This is a genomic window from Spongiibacter sp. C9W (assembly GCF_057370015.1).
In genome coordinates, this window is sequence record NZ_CM170672.1 from 1540468 (window position 1) to 1558536 (window position 18069).

At 50.3% G+C, this 18069-nt stretch carries 18 protein-coding genes, 1 tRNA gene and 1 pseudogene; 11 read left to right on the plus strand and 9 right to left on the minus strand.

The window, feature by feature from the left end; genetic code table 11:
* The first annotated feature begins 217 nt into the window (after positions 1-217).
* Both AC2Q8J_RS07275 and AC2Q8J_RS07280 read left to right on the plus strand, forming a co-directional pair.
* On the plus strand, positions 218-985 hold the full coding sequence (locus AC2Q8J_RS07275) for an SDR family NAD(P)-dependent oxidoreductase (protein ID WP_204995093.1): 768 nt from the start codon (positions 218-220) through the stop codon (positions 983-985).
* A gap of 119 nt (positions 986-1104) precedes the next feature.
* Positions 1105-1181, plus strand: a tRNA-Met gene (locus AC2Q8J_RS07280).
* Positions 1182-1717: 536 nt separating this feature from the next.
* On the opposite strand, the gene AC2Q8J_RS07285 is transcribed toward AC2Q8J_RS07280, so the two are convergent.
* From AC2Q8J_RS07285 to AC2Q8J_RS07305, 5 genes are all read right to left on the minus strand, one after another.
* Complete coding sequence (locus AC2Q8J_RS07285) at positions 1718-2227, minus strand: Mov34/MPN/PAD-1 family protein (protein ID WP_335986488.1); 510 nt, start codon at positions 2225-2227, stop codon at positions 1718-1720.
* Positions 2224-3972 (minus strand): ThiF family adenylyltransferase, encoded by a 1749-nt coding sequence (locus tag AC2Q8J_RS07290; RefSeq protein ID WP_286855217.1) that lies wholly within the window; start codon positions 3970-3972, stop codon positions 2224-2226. The genes AC2Q8J_RS07285 and AC2Q8J_RS07290 overlap by 4 nt, the downstream gene beginning before the upstream one ends.
* Positions 3947-5167: an anti-phage 6A-MBL system MBL-fold protein gene (gene mblB, locus AC2Q8J_RS07295; protein WP_286855216.1), complete on the minus strand. Its 1221-nt coding sequence runs from the start codon at positions 5165-5167 to the stop codon at positions 3947-3949. The genes AC2Q8J_RS07290 and mblB overlap by 26 nt, the downstream gene beginning before the upstream one ends.
* The gene (locus AC2Q8J_RS07300) at positions 5164-5850 is read right to left on the minus strand and encodes a hypothetical protein (RefSeq protein WP_286855215.1); all 687 of its coding nucleotides are present in this window, start codon (positions 5848-5850) and stop codon (positions 5164-5166) included. Before AC2Q8J_RS07300 ends, mblB begins: the two co-directional genes overlap by 4 nt.
* A gap of 306 nt (positions 5851-6156) precedes the next feature.
* Positions 6157-6441 carry a helix-turn-helix domain-containing protein gene (locus tag AC2Q8J_RS07305; RefSeq protein WP_472835764.1) on the minus strand — a complete coding sequence of 95 codons (285 nt, stop codon included), beginning with the start codon at positions 6439-6441 and terminating at the stop codon, positions 6157-6159.
* Between the two features lie 70 nt (positions 6442-6511).
* On the opposite strand from AC2Q8J_RS07305, the gene AC2Q8J_RS07310 reads away from it, so the two are divergent.
* The 9 genes and pseudogenes from AC2Q8J_RS07310 to AC2Q8J_RS07350 all read left to right on the plus strand — a co-directional run bounded on the left by AC2Q8J_RS07310 (position 6512) and on the right by AC2Q8J_RS07350 (position 12237).
* Positions 6512-6754 carry a hypothetical protein gene (locus AC2Q8J_RS07310; RefSeq protein WP_286855214.1) on the plus strand — a complete coding sequence of 81 codons (243 nt, stop codon included), beginning with the start codon at positions 6512-6514 and terminating at the stop codon, positions 6752-6754.
* A 34-nt stretch (positions 6755-6788) separates the two neighbouring features.
* Positions 6789-8003: a tyrosine-type recombinase/integrase gene (locus AC2Q8J_RS07315; protein WP_286855213.1), complete on the plus strand. Its 1215-nt coding sequence runs from the start codon at positions 6789-6791 to the stop codon at positions 8001-8003.
* Positions 7987-8466 carry an antitoxin Xre/MbcA/ParS toxin-binding domain-containing protein gene (locus tag AC2Q8J_RS07320; protein ID WP_286855212.1) on the plus strand — a complete coding sequence of 160 codons (480 nt, stop codon included), beginning with the start codon at positions 7987-7989 and terminating at the stop codon, positions 8464-8466. The genes AC2Q8J_RS07315 and AC2Q8J_RS07320 overlap by 17 nt, the downstream gene beginning before the upstream one ends.
* Complete coding sequence (locus AC2Q8J_RS07325) at positions 8459-8980, plus strand: 5' nucleotidase, NT5C type (protein WP_286855211.1); 522 nt, start codon at positions 8459-8461, stop codon at positions 8978-8980. The genes AC2Q8J_RS07320 and AC2Q8J_RS07325 overlap by 8 nt, the downstream gene beginning before the upstream one ends.
* 17 nt (positions 8981-8997) lie before the next feature.
* The gene (locus tag AC2Q8J_RS07330; RefSeq protein ID WP_286855210.1) at positions 8998-9582 is read left to right on the plus strand and encodes a hypothetical protein; all 585 of its coding nucleotides are present in this window, start codon (positions 8998-9000) and stop codon (positions 9580-9582) included.
* A 70-nt stretch (positions 9583-9652) separates the two neighbouring features.
* A complete protein-coding gene (locus AC2Q8J_RS07335; RefSeq protein ID WP_286855209.1) occupies positions 9653-9889 on the plus strand; it encodes a hypothetical protein in 237 nt (78 codons plus the stop codon).
* A gap of 85 nt (positions 9890-9974) precedes the next feature.
* Positions 9975-10325: a hypothetical protein gene (locus AC2Q8J_RS07340; RefSeq protein WP_286855208.1), complete on the plus strand. Its 351-nt coding sequence runs from the start codon at positions 9975-9977 to the stop codon at positions 10323-10325.
* Between the two features lie 255 nt (positions 10326-10580).
* Positions 10581-11552 (plus strand): annotated as a pseudogene (locus tag AC2Q8J_RS07345) (IS5 family transposase).
* Between the two features lie 175 nt (positions 11553-11727).
* Positions 11728-12237 carry a styrene oxide isomerase gene (locus AC2Q8J_RS07350; RefSeq protein ID WP_284450016.1) on the plus strand — a complete coding sequence of 170 codons (510 nt, stop codon included), beginning with the start codon at positions 11728-11730 and terminating at the stop codon, positions 12235-12237.
* A 36-nt stretch (positions 12238-12273) separates the two neighbouring features.
* Here AC2Q8J_RS07350 and AC2Q8J_RS07355 read toward each other — a convergent pair whose 3' ends face one another.
* The 4 genes from AC2Q8J_RS07355 to AC2Q8J_RS07370 all read right to left on the minus strand — a co-directional run bounded on the left by AC2Q8J_RS07355 (position 12274) and on the right by AC2Q8J_RS07370 (position 18066).
* Positions 12274-12867: a phenylacetic acid degradation protein PaaY gene (locus AC2Q8J_RS07355; protein ID WP_486452526.1), complete on the minus strand. Its 594-nt coding sequence runs from the start codon at positions 12865-12867 to the stop codon at positions 12274-12276.
* 83 nt (positions 12868-12950) lie between these two features.
* The gene (locus tag AC2Q8J_RS07360; RefSeq protein WP_486452527.1) at positions 12951-14351 is read right to left on the minus strand and encodes an NAD(P)/FAD-dependent oxidoreductase; all 1401 of its coding nucleotides are present in this window, start codon (positions 14349-14351) and stop codon (positions 12951-12953) included.
* Between the two features lie 211 nt (positions 14352-14562).
* Entirely contained in the window at positions 14563-15933 is a 1371-nt protein-coding gene (locus AC2Q8J_RS07365) for a DUF1329 domain-containing protein (RefSeq protein WP_417765729.1), read from the minus strand.
* Between the two features lie 84 nt (positions 15934-16017).
* Positions 16018-18066, minus strand: coding sequence for a DUF1302 family protein (locus tag AC2Q8J_RS07370; RefSeq protein ID WP_486452528.1), 2049 nt, complete (start codon positions 18064-18066; stop codon positions 16018-16020).
* Positions 18067-18069: the final 3 nt, after the last annotated feature.

An 18069-nucleotide genomic window follows, 5' to 3' on the forward strand; every position in this document is an offset into this window, starting at 1 on the left:
GCGCCGAAGCAGTATCGCCCCATCGGGGGAGAGGTATTATTTGAGGGCAGAATTCTACCTCAATTGCTGAAAAGATGCGCAGCCGCGCCAGGACGGTCCTAACGCGACATCGCCGCCGTGCAATGACACACCAGGGCATGAAAAGAGCTTCCTATCGGCGCCGAAAGCCGCTTTAATCGGGCACACTTTCAATAACTAAACAGCGAAGGATAAGCGAATGAGCCTGCAACGTTTCTCTCTGCAAAACCGTCGAGTACTTATTACCGGGGCTTCATCGGGCCTGGGCCACGGCATCGCCAAAGGGCTGGCCGAGGCTGGCGCGGAAATCATTGCCTGTGCCCGCCGCGAAGAGAAACTGCACGCACTGGTGGAAGAAATTCGCGCCGCAGGGGGCGTTGCCCATGCAGTCGCCATGGACGTCGCCGACCGCAGCAGCGTCAATGCCGCCTATGACCGCGCCGAAGCGCTGTCGGGAACACCCGACATCATCATTAACAACGCCGGTGTTGCCGACCCGAAGAACTTCCTTAAAATTGACGACGCGTCTCGCGATTTCGTTATGGGCACCAACTTCAATGGGGTTTGGAATGTAGCGCAGGAAGGCGCCGCACGCATGGTTGCCGCCGGACTACAGGGCAGCATTATCAACATTGCCTCGGTACTAGCGATTATGGCGCAGAGTGGCCAAACCACGTACTGCGCCTCAAAAGCAGCAGTCGCCCACCTCACTCAGGCAATGTCACTCGACCTAATGCGTCACGGCATTCGCGTAAACGCCATCGCACCCGGCTGGTTCCTAACCGAAATGAACCAAGACTTCTTCGCCACCGACGCCGGCAAAGCCTATATTCAGCGCATGCCTGCTAAACGCCTTGGCAATATCGACGAGCTTGTTGGCCCGGTCATCTTGCTCGCGAGTGACGCGGGATCCTTCATCAACGGCACCGTGCTACCTGTCGATGGCTCCATTCGCCACAGCGGTTAATGTGCTTTAAATATCGGTATTTTCAAAAATTTGAAACAAAACGCACATAAGGCTTGCAAGCCCCCAAAGCCATCCCTATAATGCGCGACCTGTCTTAGAGAACAAGACAACCAGTCAATTGCGGGGTGGAGCAGTCTGGTAGCTCGTCGGGCTCATAACCCGAAGGTCGTAGGTTCGAATCCTGCCCCCGCTACCAACAAAAAGAAAGGCAGATCAGCTACTTAGCGATCTGCCTTTTTTCATTCTATACCTTCAGAAACTTCCTGTGACATATCTGTGACACATATGTGCCAATTCCACGCCGGCACAAATTCTACCGATCCAAATTCCGACCTTAAGGCTGCGGGCTCTACCCCATTATCGGGGGATGGCACTCATCCAACCGGCTCTACCCAATAAACGGGAGACGGCACTCAGCTCCCGCCTGCCTATAAGACATCACAACCACAATCGGTCTAGATCATATCGCATCAGCTTGGTTTATATGGTGGATTCAAGCGATCGACGCAAAATCAGTCTAATGAATGCCGGTGCCCCCCATTTATGATGAAGAGCCAAATGTGGTCCACGTACTTCTCATGCTGAATACAGACACTGAAAAGTAACCGTCACGCCTGCCGAGCGGATAAGTCTCTCACGCCAGATCCAGCTAGAATAACTACCGTTGGAAAATTTACAGCCAACTATGCCTCCCGCTGGGAGGGGCTGACACGCCCTGATTTAAACAAAGGCCTATCCGTAAGGCTCGGAGCGATTCGCTTGTCTAGATAATGTGAAAAACGCCCCATTGCACCATGAAACACTGAGACTCTCTTCCACAGGGCGGGTCCCCACAACCACAAGGATGAGCCCGGGGCCGGGATCGATAGAAGTCCTAAAAATGTCCTGAATAGCTTCGCGGTCTTCTGATGAAGGCTTGGCGATTGGTTCTGGATGAGTATGCCAATCCCCTAATAAATAAAAACCCTTTTCATAGTGTTCATCGATTTCCGTTTGTTCTTTATTCGGGTCGGCCTTATAGGATGTGCGGGTGCGGAGATCCGTTCGCCTGGGGCCGGTGATTGCGCCTACGCGTTTGTGTCCGCTCTGAGTGTATTCCCAAAATAGCTGTCCACCGGCTTCCCTATGCCATCTCCGCTTTTGCTGATATTTTTCAAAATGCGCAAGAATAGAAGGGGTAAATTCAATTTCCCCGAAACTTGGAATATGGTACCAGAGTGAGCTTCTATTCAATGTGGTCATTGGCAGTTATGGCATTCACCACACGGATCAACAACGGAAGTATATTCAAATGGGCCCTCGTATCCATCTGGGCGGTGACCCTTATGATAATCGGTCCATTCTCCGCCCAATTCATGCAGATCCTCACTAGAGCAAGCGTAAACCTTATGGTGCGGAGCGGATACTTTGCCAGTCAGGATATCAATTGTCGCTCGCGTAACAAGAAGTTCAACCTGTCCTGCTGCTAATGGTCCGTAGGGCTGAAACTCAGTTCCGCAAGCTGGTTCTGCCCGCCGCCGATCATCACCTCGGAAGTCAGTGTCGGGGCACTTTAAAAATCCGTCCAAGTCGAAGAAACAGGACAGCGCGGAAACGCCGGCTTTCAAAGCAAGGGCGTGGCCTGTCGTGCCCTGCGTACCCAGCCATCCATACACGATTGGAGTATCTGCGAATGCTCCAGACTGATGTCGGGAGTCCAAGGCAAGATCCTGATCTGCCTCTCCCATGCAACTTACCACGATATCCGCTTCTTCGAATATCTCGGGGTAGTTTCGCAATACGTCCTGCCACCCAGTTGGGTAGCCCGTGAACCTCCCATGCGGGTATCGCTCCGACAATAACAAAGCCAAAGACTTCGCTTTATTGGCATTAATGCTCGTCATGCCCAATGCATGGCGCCCCACGTTTGCAGGATCCAGCGCCTCCGGATCTACAATACTGATTCGTCCAAGCCCTGCCTGTGCTAGACGGGATGCGATTTGCGAGCCTAAAGAACCAGCCCCCAAAAGGAGCGCGTGGCTTGCAGACAAGGTCGCATGACCTTCGTTATCCTGGTCCCGCCCATGAATCCATCCGCTGTCTGCCCGATTTACTCGAACAGGCGAGTAGCCGCTCACGGAACCCCATATTTGCTTTAGTTGTGCTGCCTTTCTAATGCTTCTGAAACCGCGCTTTGGTGCCGCGTGCATTTTGGTACCGAATAGTGCAACGCCATTGTCCGATTTTGAGGCGAGGATCACCAAAGTTGATTCGAACGGAGAGAGTGTGCCTAAAAATCCGTTGAGCGCTGGAGCTTGGTTTAATAGCTCGCAGACAAATTGTCGAGTTGTTCGGGGTAAAGGTATTGCGGGTGGCTCGTCAATAAATGCGAAAACTGCCTGAATGCTAGGGCCGCTTTCTTCGACACCTGAATTTACGAGCCAATCTTCAATCTGTTCGTCACTTTCGCCAACGAGATAGTGACCGTTATATAGCTTGGCGGATATTTTTCTGGCCTTCGTGTTTCTTGGGTCAATAATGCTAACTGCAGATAGCTTCTTGTCCTGACGGCCCCAGTAAGTTAGAAATTCCCGTTCCGACTCCGATTTTATAAATTCCTCTGATTGGCAGTTCGTGATCAAATCTGTGGCTTGTGATAAGCGCTGGGAAATACTATGTTCAAGATTTTCACAGGGGCGCCAACCCTCATCGGGAAGGCACAGGAAGTTGTGTTCTTCGATGTGAGGCCACTGTAAATACCTGCTGTCCCCATGGTAGGCGATCTGGATCCTAGAAAAAGGGAAGGAATCGTTTAGGAGTACGAAAAGCTGCGTATCGGAATCGGGCAGCCGAATTTGCCATCCAGCCACCACTTTTTTCCATGCATATTTTTCGACGTCCTCAAACGTTAGAGCTCTAACATCGCACACATGGGTATGCAGCCAGCTGCTAAGCTGGCGCTGGTACCGAGCGAATTCACTCTCATAGCCGGGTCGTGAAGCGGGCATATGACTTTTCTGTGGTACCTTTTTGGGTTTTGGGCGGAACGGCAGGAATTGGCCCCTTTTTGCGTGGTGATTCAGGCCCGCGCTCGGTAATTTCGAGTTTCAAGGGCTCGTCCTTGGAATCCGTCATCGTGCCAAGGAACTTGCCATTAGCATTTTCGGCTATAGCTTCGTAGAGTCGTTTAGCTAGGTCTTTCCCGCTCTTTTCTGCAGGCTCCTCGCTGCTAGCGACGATATATGCTGCAGTTTCTGCTTGCGACAGAGCCGAGTATGCTTCTTTATCGATATCGCATTCCTCGCCTTTTCCCTGTTTCCCGGCTTGGTCGTTATAGTTGTCGTAAGACAGGGCGCCCAGAGAGCAGTGATGCGGTGTCTGGAGAATATGGTAAGCGAGATTTTGAGTGGTTTCCTCATTGCGGTGCCAGATGCGTTTCCAGATGTTAATCTCGGCATCGCCGCCAGTAAGGAACCGTGTGGCTGTCTTCTTATCTAGGGTGCTGTCACTCGGTGAAAAACTGAACTGCATGACAATACTAGAATTATTCTTGCCGGGAAGCGCATCTGCCTCTTCCTCTGTGACGACCTTTGGTGAAAGCAAGAGCGCTGAGAATGAAGGGTCCGCCTGCCCGCATATCGTATTTGTGGATTCACCGACCTTCTGAATGAGATGTTCGATGCCTTCAGTTTTGTCGTGGTGAACGTCTTCGCCCATGATTTTGATCAAGTTCCCTAGCTCATTGGCGGATGCCTCACCGTCCTTGGCCAGTTTTACACGCCTCTTCGCCTCTTTTTTCCAGGCTTCTGCATTCGGAACGAGATTGCCGTCTACCCTATCGGCGCGGCGAAAGGTAAGGGGAGCGGACCACATTTCGTGTATTAAGATTTTTTCGAGTTCCTCGCCCTCGGGCTTTTTCCATGTGGATGGGGCGCCAAGATGGAAGTGGTTCTGCAGGCCGCCACAATGGTCCTGGTCTGGATGTGTCAGGACAAATGCATCAACGTACAGCCTATTATCGTTGTCGGCATCGCGCTCGAGCCGGTCCTTAAGCATTTTGGCGACGTCCGGGTAGTCGTGCTTATTCTGATCATCGGCGTCGTTCCTGATGTTGATGTCAATCAGAATCGTCCTACCAGTGGCGAGGCGGATAAGGGTCATATCCCCGTTACCTACTGGGAAGAACTCTATGCTGGCTGTCATTGGTCACCCCCAATGTGTTGAGTGTTCGAGAAGTTTGCGATTGCTCCTGCGACCATCCTGTTTCCCGCCACATTCGCAGCGATCATAGCTAGGCCGAGGTAGGCTAGAAGTACTAGATAGGCTGGCCCGAAGATTAGGGGCTCCCCGAGAATAAGCCTGCTTCCAAGGTCGGTGAGGCTTGAGAGAACGATGACCAGCGCGACACCTGCAGATGTGTCCCGGTGAAGCAGGTACTGCCGATGACTATTTAAAATAGCCGGGGCATTGCTCACTGGGCGGTAGATATCACGATACCAGCGCGCGTTTCGCTCCTTGGGGGATAAGGACCTATCTCTTAGGGCCTCGACCTCCGGAGGTAAATTTGCAAGATCGACCCTGGCATCCCTCGCCATTATTTGATCACAGCGACTTCCCGGCAGGGGGTTGCTCCAGCGAAGATGGACAAGTCGTTCCTTCCACTGGGGGGCAATCACGCTGGCAAGTAGCAAGAGGACCGCCTTCAGGCATAGCAGCGGGCCGATACCTATTACGGCGAGCTGGCTAAAAGCTATCCATGGCTGGCTTTCAGCAACTTGCAGGAGCCGCTCTCCTTGGGCAATTGCCAATGAAACGTAAATCGGTACTACGGCGACCAGCAGATATGTCATCAACGCCTTTTCGTTTTCTTTCTTTAAGTCGACCACAATCGGATTAGCCTCTTGCTTTAAAGTACATCAATATTCTCGCAGCGGACGTCTGTTTGGTACCAGAGGCGGAGGCGGATCGAAGTAGCAGCGATGCTGGCTTCGAGCTGTTACCTGCCATATTGATCCAGGCCAGCCGTCCGCTTATTACCATTGCCCCCCATTCTGAGCACGAAAGGTAATCGGGTTTAAGGGGACTACGAACAAAGCCAAAACCCTTAACTTCTCGAGGTCGCAAGTTCAGACGCGATGACTCACATATTCACAAGCTTTCTATAACTAATACCGCGTTACCCAGATGAATCGCTAATCTTCTACATACTCCAATAAATCTCCGACTCCACATCCAAATAATTTGCATAGCCTCTCTAGCGCATCCAAGTCGATACGCTGGCTGGTTTCTTTATACAGAAGGGTCACAGTATTTCGGTTCAAACCCGTTTCTCTGGCTACGTCGACAATTTTCATCTTACGTTCGCCCATGAGCCTGGCTAGGTGGCACTTAATCACCAATGCTTCTCCAGATATAAAAAATTCACCCAGAATCGCAAAAAATACTTGCGGGTGGCATTTTGCTGTGTAAAATGTCACTCAGGATGGCATTTTGATATTAAGAATGTCTTTTCGCCACTTAGAATACCTGACGTCGAGGCTAATTGCGATGACTGATTCATATACATATCTCACGACGGAAGAGCTCGCCAGCCGTATCAAATATGACTGCCGGACAATCCGCCAGCGCCTAAAAGATAGCGTTCTTCTTGAGGGCAAGCATTACATCAAACCCTTCGGCGGCCGAAAGATTCTGTTTCTTTGGGAGGCCGTTGAACAGGAGATGCTTAGGACCGCTAATGATAGGGGCGCGCTCATTCCCATGGCCAGCGGAGGCTACTGCAATGGGTAAAGTGAGAGCGCGAAAGGAGACCGGGAAGCTCTACATGGACTTCTTCTATTTGGGAGTACGCTGCCGTGAACAGACAGCGTTGACGGATACCTCTCAGAATAGAGCTCGTGTAGAAAAGCTTCTTCAACGTATTGAGGCAAAAATACTGTTAGGAGAGTTCGAGTACTCGGAGTTCTTTCCAGAAAGCCCAAATGCCAGGAAGTTTGCCGCCCAAGAGGCCGGCTTATCAACCAGTACAGGCGTAGCATCAACCCCTACCTTTAGGGAATTCACGGATCTGTGGTTCGCTGAAATGAAAGTCCAGTGGCGGGCATCCCATACCCGCAATGTTGAGTCGATCCTGGAAAGCTCCCTTAAGCCCGCCTTCAAGAATAAACGCGTCGGCGAGATCACCAAAGCGGAAATCCTGAAATTTCGCGGCCAACTCGCCGCCAAGAAAGGCCGAGGCACCAATACGACCTTGTCACCCAAAACCGTCAATAACCATATGCTGATACTGAGTTTGATTCTGGACGAGGCGGCTGAACGGTTCGGTTTTGAGTCCCCCTACAAGAATATCAAACCGCTCAGGCTCAAAAAGCAGCATATCGAACCCTTGTCGCTGCAGGAAGTGGAGCTGTTTATCGAGCGTGTTCGCCCGGATTTCAAGCATTACTACACCGTTCGGTTCTACACGGGACTGCGCACAGGCGAAATCCACGGGCTGAAGTGGAAGCATGTGGATTTTGAGCGCAAAGAGATACTAGTGCGCGAGACCCTGATCAGGGGCGAAACCGAGTATACGAAAACAGACGGATCCCAGCGGGAAATCCCGATGATGGGGCCGGTGTTTGAGGCGCTCAAAGCCCAGTATCAAGCGACCGGAAAGCTTTCCGGGTATGTGTTCTGTAATAAAGAAGGCCAACCTCTGGATAACTGCAACGTCACGAATCGCGTGTGGTATCCGATGTTGCGCTACTTAGGGCTAAACAAACGGCGCCCTTACCAGTCCCGGCATACCGCTGCCACGTTGTTGCTGGCTTCCGGGGAGAACGCCGAATGGGTAGCTCGTGTATTGGGCCATTCATCAACGGAGATGCTCTTCAAAGTCTACTCCCGCTATATCCCCAACCTTACTCGCCAGGACGGATCTGCATTTGAGCGGCTATTGGCATCCCGATTTCCTACCGCGCTATCAGCAACTGGGCAGAATGGGGTCAACCACAACGAAAACCCCACGGAGGCTACAAACGATGAGCAAAGATCCTAAAGACGCATTGGAGGCACTTGCCGGTGGCGACATACCCATCTTCACGGTTGGCGATATGCGGCTGTTGAACCTAAAAATCCCCAAGCAGCTGGCGGATGCTGCAGATGACGACGTCATGGTCGCCCCCCGGGCTGTGGCTGAGAACATGTTCTCTAAAGCCCTCGTGCGCTGGCGCATACCCGAAGAGGAAGCGGCTGATTTTACATTGACAGCCGGCGCCATCGAAATCATGCGTGTACTGCAGATTCACCATTATCTTCGCCTGGTCTTTCCCAACACAAAGCCCGACTCCTTTGTCTGGCTTCACACGCAAAACAGTGCATTCGAGGACAAGACCCCGTGGTCCGTCATTCGCGACGGGGGTATCAACACCGTCTTTCAATACCTCGACGACTTCGTGTTTGGTGGTTGGTCGCCTTATATCAACCCCATGCCGACGCCCCGGGAGGCCGATGATGAGTAAAGAAAAACCGAACACCGCGCATAAATCTGGCACGGCGCGGCACTTCAATCCCGAGAGCCGCCGCATCTACATCGATATGGACGACACCTTGTGTGATTTCGTCGGCCACTACCACAAGATTAAGACTCAATTCCCGGAGTTGGCCTACCCGCAAAGCCTGCCGGGCTTCTTTCTGGATTTAGAGCCATTACCGGGGGCCATAGAAGCCTTTGATAACCTCAGTCGGGCACCCAACACTGAGGTCTTCATATTGACCGCCCCCTCCGTCCTGAACCCCCACAGCTATACGGAGAAGCGCTTGTGGATAGAAGCCCACCTCGGGCTTGAAGCTGCCTACCGACTAATTCTTAGCCCGAACAAGGGCTTACTTCAGGGCGATTTCCTGATTGATGACTTGAGCGAGGGCAAAGGCCAGGAGTTCTTTGCCGGAGAGCTCATCCACTTTGGCTCAGCTCGCTATCCAGACTGGACCAGCGTGCTGTTTCATCCTGATTTTGGCCTTTTCTCAGAGTAAACCGCGAGGTACATAACATGGTACATACCACATCACCCACCATTGAAGTCATTGCAGTACTCTTGGCGCGACACTATCGAGGTGCCTTTAAAGACGGTTTGGTCATGCGCATCGGTGAAGGCTGGGAGGTCAATAATGCGGAAGCTATTGCCTCCTGGATTCAGGCTCGCTACGAATGCCAACGACTTTATATTGACCTGGGAGAGGAACAAGACCCCTTCAGCCGCGACGTCACGATTGCTATAGGGCTCGAGCAAGAAAAACTGACCGAGGTGCTACGGAGCCAATCAGAGCAGGTCTGGGAGCGCCTGAGCTGCCCATCCCCAAAGGGCCATTCATTTCTCCCCCAGCGGGCACTCACTGCCGACGAGTGCCGAAAGATGGCGCACGCCCTTCTCGAGTTGCTGGCCACCTGGCAAGCTCCTCAATCCTTGGAAGCTGATTGTGCAAGGGGCCTGCCTGGGGAGGGCGGGGGTGTAAGAAAACTTACAGACTGGATCGAACAACAAGGCGCTCTCTATACACACCACCCGTCCGAGCTTACAAACCCACTAGCGCATGAGCTGGTTCGGATTTTGTATCCCGACTGCGTACCCGATTGACGCGCAGGCTACGGACAACACCATAGGGCAAGGACATATAACCGACAACTAGTAACGAAAGGATTACTTCATGAAAACACATACCCAATTACAGCTAAACCTGAACTTTATCAGCGACATTATCGATGAGTTTCTGGGGTCAGTAGGTGCCACACCGACCGGAATAGCTCTTGTTCCGATATTCGGTGAAGGATACGAATCAGATAACTGGGAAGCGCTATACTATTTTCTGGACCAGCAGGATGGCCGGGTTACTGCAAATCCTAGTCGCCTGTTTAAACTTATAAACGACCGCATTAACAGGTGACACAACTTACTGCAAAGGATAGGTACATGAAAAAAATAATGAATCCGACCGCCAAATACAGATAATACGACTTGGCGAGCTAAAGATGCTTGGTATCGAACCACCTGATGCTGTGCGTGATGCGCCTGACGAGGATATGCTCACCATGCCTCGACCTGCCGGCCAGAAGTGGGCAAGCCAGATTCTTCAGCAATGGCATGTACCAGACCTCAAAGCGGCAGCTTTTGTCAGTACTATCAGCAGCGATGACCTAAGCAACATCATAGTCATCCACCAATTTGTCCAGGTGTTGCTCCCTAATCTTCATCCCGCGGACTACATACATACCGAAATAAGTGCTTTTGAAGAGAGATCGCCGTGGCAACTCGTGCAATCTGGTGAATCATCACGGGTGCGCAAATATCTTGCCTACCATGCTTTTGGCGGAGGTTGGTAATTTACTGTAATCACTTACATTGAAAATTGAATTTTAGTGACTTTCTCAACATAAGCTACCCTCGCAATTCGGGCATAAACTCCGCTCAGCTGACATAATCCAAAATATTTGCCATTCATAAATAATTGTTTTAAATGACGATTTTAATTGATTTTGGCCGATATTTCGTTATATCTATATAAATCTAAGGACACTCTGATTAATTCGAGACTTCAGCGATAATACTACATCGCTTCGATCACGGTTATTAACTGCATGAAACAGACATCGCTTACAGACAGCTTCGAGAAATACTGCAAGAAAACGCGTAAAGAGCAGTTTCTTGAGGATATGGAAACCATTACACCCTGGAAAGAGCTCTGTGAAGCCATCGAACCGTTCTATCCCAACCCTGCTGGGGCTGGACGACGTCCTGTAGGCATTGAGCGAATGCTGCGTATTCATTTCCTGCAACACTGGTTTAACCTGTCTGATCCTGCGGCCGAGGAGGCTCTGTACGATTCCCGTTCCATGCGTCAGTTTGTCGGTATCGATCTGGGTGAAGAGCCCGCTCCCGACGAGACAACGATCTACAAATTCCGTCATTTGATGGAGCGTCATAATCTGGGCGACCGTCTGTTTTATATGGTTAATCAGTACCTCAAGGAAAATGGCTTGAAAGTAAGCCGGGGCACCATCGTCGATGCCAGTATCATCAATGCGCCGAGTTCTACCAAGAACAAGAAAAAGTAGCGCGATCCGGATATGCATCAGACGAGAAAAGGTAATCAGTGGTACTTCGGCATGAAGGCTCATATCGGAGTCGACAGCAAAACCAAGCTGATTCACTCGGTTGTGGCTACGCCCGCTAATGTTCATGACTCTGCCATTCTGGGAGATCTTCTTCACGGTGATGAAAGCCGTGTCTGGGGTGATTCGGCCTATGCGGGTCAGGGCGATGTAATTGCTAATCATGCTCCGCTGGCTAAAGACTTCACCAACAAGAAAGGCAGTCGTTACGTAACTCTCAGCGACAGAGACCGCGCCAAAAACCGGAACAAATCGAAAGTACGAGCCAAAGTCGAACACCTCTTTGGCGTCATGAAGGGCCAGTTTGGCTATACCAAAGTGCGGTACAAAGGATTGGACAAAAATGCCCATCATTTATTTACATCCTGTGCACTGGTGAATTTGGTCATGGCGAAAAAGACTCTGCTACGACAACAACGGTTATTAATGCAGGCGTAGTATGCCTGCTGTATGCCCATCGGGCCGGAAATAGCGACTTGATGGACAAAACGGTATTATTTAAGGCCTAAAACTAACGAAAACGGAAAAGGTTCTGCGCAAATTTATGGCAATGTCGTTATAGGCATCAATTTTTCAGACCTTCCTTAATTAAAAACCAATACGCGAAATAACAATGAAAAACTCAAACGTAATAGATGACAAAACTAGAGTTTTATTCTTTATAAATGGCTTTGGCTTACTGGCACTAAGCCTGTTGATTGGGTGGGTATGGTTTTTTGCCCTACTAGAAAGGATCGTACTCTGGCCGTTCCCTATAGACATATCAGTAAACATACCCAATGACAGTCGGGCATGGCGAATGGCGCATATGGAAGCAATTACACAGGGACTAATGCTTATCGGAGTCGGGGCAACCAGCAAGTTTCTCTCTTTAAGAAAAAGACAAACGACATGGCTTTTCTGGTCTGCAATAGTCGCGGCCTGGGTATTTACTGTAGCGGCAACCCTAAATGCGATATTCGGAACAAGAGGGCTGGCCTTTGGCGGCGGACCATTCGAGGCCAGCACAGTAAATGACCTTATATACCTAATGGGATACCCCCCCATAATAGGCATTCACATCATGATAATTCTCATTATGCTGGGGCTCTTTCGCACGAAAAGCCAGCTAACCGACGCCTGATCAGCTTTTCACTCCACATTGAGAGAGACAAGAATACTACTTTAGCGGCTTATGAGATGATTTAAGATTCAGTGAAGGCCTCCCATCCTCAATTTCTGTAAGAGCTTCGGTTGGTTTCAATGTAGCCAGGCTACGCTTGCATAACTGGATATACTCTTCTGTTCCCTTAGCTTTCCAGCCTAACTCGTGCTCGCTAAGCTCGCGTACAAATTTAGCCGGCATCCCCGCCACCAAAGATGAAGCAGGAACACTGTCGTTAGCTTTTACGAACGAACATGCAGCGACAATAGCGCAATCTCCGATAACAGCACCGTCCATCACGACACTATTCATTCCGACAAGAGCATTCTTTCCTACAACACACCCGTGCAGTACCGCACCATGCCCGACATGGCCATAATCTAGAATCTCAACCGTTTTTCCGGGAAAGGAATGGATCACGCAGGTATCCTGAACATTCACCCCATAACCCAAAATGATCGCCCCAAAATCCCCCCGAAGACATGCGGCCGGGCCGATATAACAATCCCGCCCAACAACAACATCCCCAATCAGTATTGCGTCGGGGTGAATGAAGCTAGATGGGTGCACGACGGGAACGACGCCATCTATCTCATAGACTTTAGCCATTCGTAACTCCGATTAGACTCTAAAAATATTAAAAAAACGCCCCATAAGGGGCGCAAAGAGAGACTTGGGACTGGCAGCATGACTCACTCGCCACGCATGCCCTCTTCAAGCAAAATTTCCATCTTGGGAATTGCTTCGTGGATCAATTCACCCATAGCTTGAATACTTTTCGCCACTTCGGGATCCTGGAAGTCCAACAGCGGACTGAACAGGTCTGTACGAGCCTCATTAATCCATTTAACTACGGCAGGCTCTGTCAACCAAACGGCCATATTCTTGGTGTTCTGAAGCGCGCAGCGGAGATAGTCAATTTCAAGATAGGGCAGAGGAACCGGATGACAAAGCTCGTTCTTACGATCCTCATCCGCGTCGACATTGCACTCTACATTGCCGATAAAACCGGCACTGTATACCTGCTGACACATCCGAACTGTCTGGAGAGTAATTTTATCTCCATCAAACACTTTGGCATCCGGGACTTTGGGCAAGCCGTCTGCAGCACAATCGACATAGACTGCATTGGCGGGTGCAGGGCAGACGCCGTCAGACAAGGTCATCTCACTAGAAGAAACAGCCTCAACATACCCCATACGAATAATATTTTTCACTCGCCGCAACTGTTCGAGTTCAAGCTCGGTGAAAGTTGCGCAGCGCCAGCGAGTTGGCTTGTGATTTCGATCCAACTGCTTAATCAGCTCACGCCCATCGAGCAGATCATAAAAATCACGGTAGCTCTTGGCCTCAAGTGCACACTCTAGAATACCGATAGCATACTGTGTCACCGGATCGGAAAATTTACGGCCTGGATCAACGGTGAAACGGTCAAACATCCACGCGTCTGCCGGCATTACCCATGTAATTCGGTCTGGATCTATGCCGTTACTGAGCAAAAACAGAACCGCATCCATACCGGTTTTACCCGATCCCACAATGACAAAATTTTCGTAGTAAGGTGCAATCCTGGGCAGATCATTTACGGCTACCGCCTTGGCACCCTCTGCAACATCGAATGTTGGTGGACGTTGAGATGGCACCGTTACGTTCAGATAGGTCGAATCAACTGTTTTCTTTACCTTAAACTCATACTCACTGCCGCTGACGGTATTTCTTGCTCGCCCTGAATCCTTGTCATACTCACACATCGAGAGGAACTTTACTCGCCCGGAAGGGATAAACCGACGTCGCATAACGTTATCGAAGTAGGCTACGACTTCACTTCCGCTAGCCAGCTCATAGCAGCCTTTGTTGAGACCAAATTCATCTCTACGATCACCGCCCAACTCCGTAGAGTTGACGCCATAGCACGTCGATGTTTGATGAAGGCGACAGAATGGGTACACATAATTCCAATGACCACCGGGCCGAAAGTTCTTATCTACCATTACAACTGTGGCATCGCTATGAGTTAGGATTTCGTCTACGAACGCCATCCCCATACCACCAGCCCCAATCACAAGGTAATCTGCTTCAATAACCTCAGCCATTTATCTTTCCTCGAATGTACATCTTTATTTTAATCCGGCACACACTGAGCTACCGGCGGTCTAAGCCATTTCTAGTCATAGCTTAAACCCTACTGAGGCTATTGTTACGATAAATCGGCCACAATTATTAGTCCTCCGTGCAAAATCATAGACAGACCGTGCAAATGCCATGCGTCAAAGAACGCGCCCACCATAATTCACAGCGACAAGCTCAATCTCGCCCAAGCCTTTGCAGCGCAGCCTGCGTCAGGTACTCATCGTAAATACTCTGGTCGTTCGCTCGGCTCCAGTGGCCTCCATCCAGCTCCTTAACCTGCTCAATTCGAGTAATTCGACCTGACTGGAATTCATAGGCATGGAGGTATGTCCAAGACCAATACGCATGCTTGCCGTCCATGACTCTCCGGTTACCATCATCATAGATGCTGTAACATCCATCAAAAGAACGGAACGGATTTCCCTTCCGGTCATACGTAACCATAGCAACGGGCATACCATTCCTCGCGTCAAACCATACTCGCTTTTTACTCACAGGCGCTCTCGAAAATGCGACAGGCTCCGCTTCACAAACAATTGTCTCCGGGATTAATTCAACGACACTATCGAAGAAGCTTTCTCCTTTCTCGCCACCGTGAACACCGTGCTCCCAATTACTATGAGACGAATTCCACCCCCCGGAAACACCACCCAGTAACGGCTGCCTACCAATCACCTTGTAATTACCCCAGGTAAGGAGCGGATCTCCTGCTGCCCAAGCGTCTGAAAGATAGAGCGCGGAACCCGGCACCAGCGGCTCAAAACGTTGATTCGTCGGGAATTGCCTAATTCGTCTGAAGCTCGGCACATAGCCATACAGCGTCGGAAATTTATTCTGATCATACGGCCATATATTCAAATAGCTCGCACCACGTTCAGTGTTTGGCGATAGGTATACAACGGTGTTGAATCGCAGCTTATCCTCATGCTCAGGCCAATATGGCTTAGGGTCTGAAACCAGTCGTCCTACAGGGGAAAGTTCTGCCCATACCAAATCATATTCGTAGTCGACAATGCCACCGCGGCTTATGTCATACTCACGCATAGCGTAGAGGCTCGAATCATGCCTTCCCCACGACAATGTGAGCCCGGCGAACAACTCCAAAGCATTGGTCGTTCCGGGAAAAGGATGACCACCGATCCACGGTCGCCCATCATCATTTACGACATTCCCAGAGTCATCAAATCTCGCTTTTCCTCGATTCGATAATGTAGCCTCAAGATATTCCCAGGGGCCAAGCCTCATCCAGTCAGTCGTTGTTGGAAGCAACTTTAATCGCCTACCCATATTTTTCACATGGTGGAATTTTGCAGGCTCCAACAAGTCTTTAACCGCCTCGACATTCGAGGCATCGATATACGCACCGGTAGATATCTTCCCACGAGTGTATTCCTCTATAGAGAGAAGCTCATCTGGGTATACACCCTCAATACTACCGGCCGCCTCCACAGCAGCAGACAAAGGCTTTAAGAATCCCGCACAGCTTCCCGCCAGCGCATACTTCAAAATACTTCTTCTGCTCGAATGAATATTCCAACCAGTCATTTATATACCCTCAAAAAAAAGCCGGCTGGGAACACAGCCGGCAAAAGGGTGACAGACATCACCCGTCCCTTTCAGTTGAGGAGGTTACAGCTGATAAGTGAATCGCATACCTACTTCCTGCACATGATCTAACGCCCTAGTGAGGGTCTTGCTGCCATCTCCGTGCAAGTCTCCAGTAACATAGTTGTAGTAAAGATCGACGCTCATACCTCGCCCAGGATTCCACTTCAGCAACGGCTGGAATAGCAGCCCGCCTTGAACATCATAGAGAATCGCCCATTCCGCGATATACTTTTTATTAGGCCAGGGCTGGAACCCGGCGAAAACCAAATAGTTTGCGCTAGAAATGCCTCCAGGCTGCTTCGGATCGGTATTGCCGACGTTACCGCCGTAGCCATCCAAATGAAGCCCTACCAAGTCACTCTCACTGCGGTGCATGAACTGCCCCACCAAGTAGGCAGCAGGGAAGCTCTCGCTCCATCTGTGCCACTTCTCAGCCACCAGCGTCAGTATGTATTCGTCTGACGTCAGACCATCCTTACCCAGATCTGGAGAGGTAAATACACGCTCGGGGGTATACTGGACCTCCATATTCAGAATAATCTGGTTCCAGAATGACTTGTTATCCTCCGTCTCCGTCACATAGCTAAGCCCAAAACCGAAGACATCCTCTCGGAAATAGTCGCGCTGGACATTGCCTCGAATGCTGCCGCCAGCACCAATAAAGAATGTATTCAGCAATGCGCTTGCTTCCTCCACGTTCGCTACCGGAGACGCAAAGACATCTCTCAACGCCGGGAAATCCCTGATAGCGGCATTGATAACATCGACACCGTCCAAACGTACGCTGTGAGCTGTGGCGAACCACTCTTTGTCACTGTAGACGCCGCCAGGACCGACAGTAAATGGCGCGTGTGAAAGTGCCTCGCCAACGCTATCATAGAGCCTACAGAAATTATCATAGGGGTTTTGACTGCCGCTGCATTTAGGCTTTAGCAAATAGCCAGTCTCAACGGCCGTACCCACAGTTCCCCCCCACGGGGTCAGCCCTTTGTTAACGCCACTTTCTGCCCAGCGAAACACACCCAACGGGTTGTATCGGCTGACATACATTGCTTGCCAACCCCAGTTCCCATAATCACCTTTTAAACGGAATCCGGCATCAAGTTTATTGTCGTAGCCACCGGTATGATAGTTGTCTAGGGGCCGATAAAACTGAGACGGAATAACGTTGTAAGGCGTATTCGGATTGGGGAGAATGTCCGGCTGAAATTTACCCACAAAGCCATCGAAAAGGATATTGTTGGTCGCTTGAACCGTTGCACGCAATGCCAACTTCGGCACACGCTCATCCTCAAATTCTTCAATGGCTCGATCGAGAATAAGATGTCGGCGCAAATCTAAACCATTGGCCACATCAAGCGTACGGAAGAAGATTGCCTGCCCCCAGGCAATCTGCTGATTACCGAAGCGAAGATCGTATTTACCTGATTTGTAATTGATAATAAACGTGGGGAAGTCGACCATATAATTTCGGCCAGCAAACTCAAGCGGATTTATATTCTCCCCATTCCGTCCTTTAGCCTGATAGAAATTGGTCTCACCGGTATCCGCATAGCGATCATAACGCCCTTTGGATATACCACCTTGATCACCCATCACATCGTAGGCGTCAAAACCGTCATGTACGACAGGATCGAACAAAGCCCTCAATTTCACGTTCAACCGCCACTGACGATTAAACCTCATGTCCATTTCACCACTAAAGCGGAGATTGACCTGGTTCCAATCGTAGTCTTCGCCCGTAGCCCTGTCGTTTCTAACCACGGTGTCATTCGTATCCAGAACAAATGGTAACGAAGGAATTTCTGTATTACCCCATCGACCGCCACCTAGGTCGGGCGGCAGATATGCCTGCCGTGAAACCGCTTCATTTTGATATGGGAACGCATTCTGGTTATATGGATTCTGCTCGTCGTTTGTCTTAAAGGCAGCGTCAACCCTAAACTGCCCAAGAAAAGTCGTCTTTTCGATGATGCTTTCAATAAGACCTTCAGCATGGACCACGGAAGTTCCAAGTGCGCCAGCTGCCGAGAGCATAACCGGTGCGATTGCAGTACCTATCTTTCTCATTTT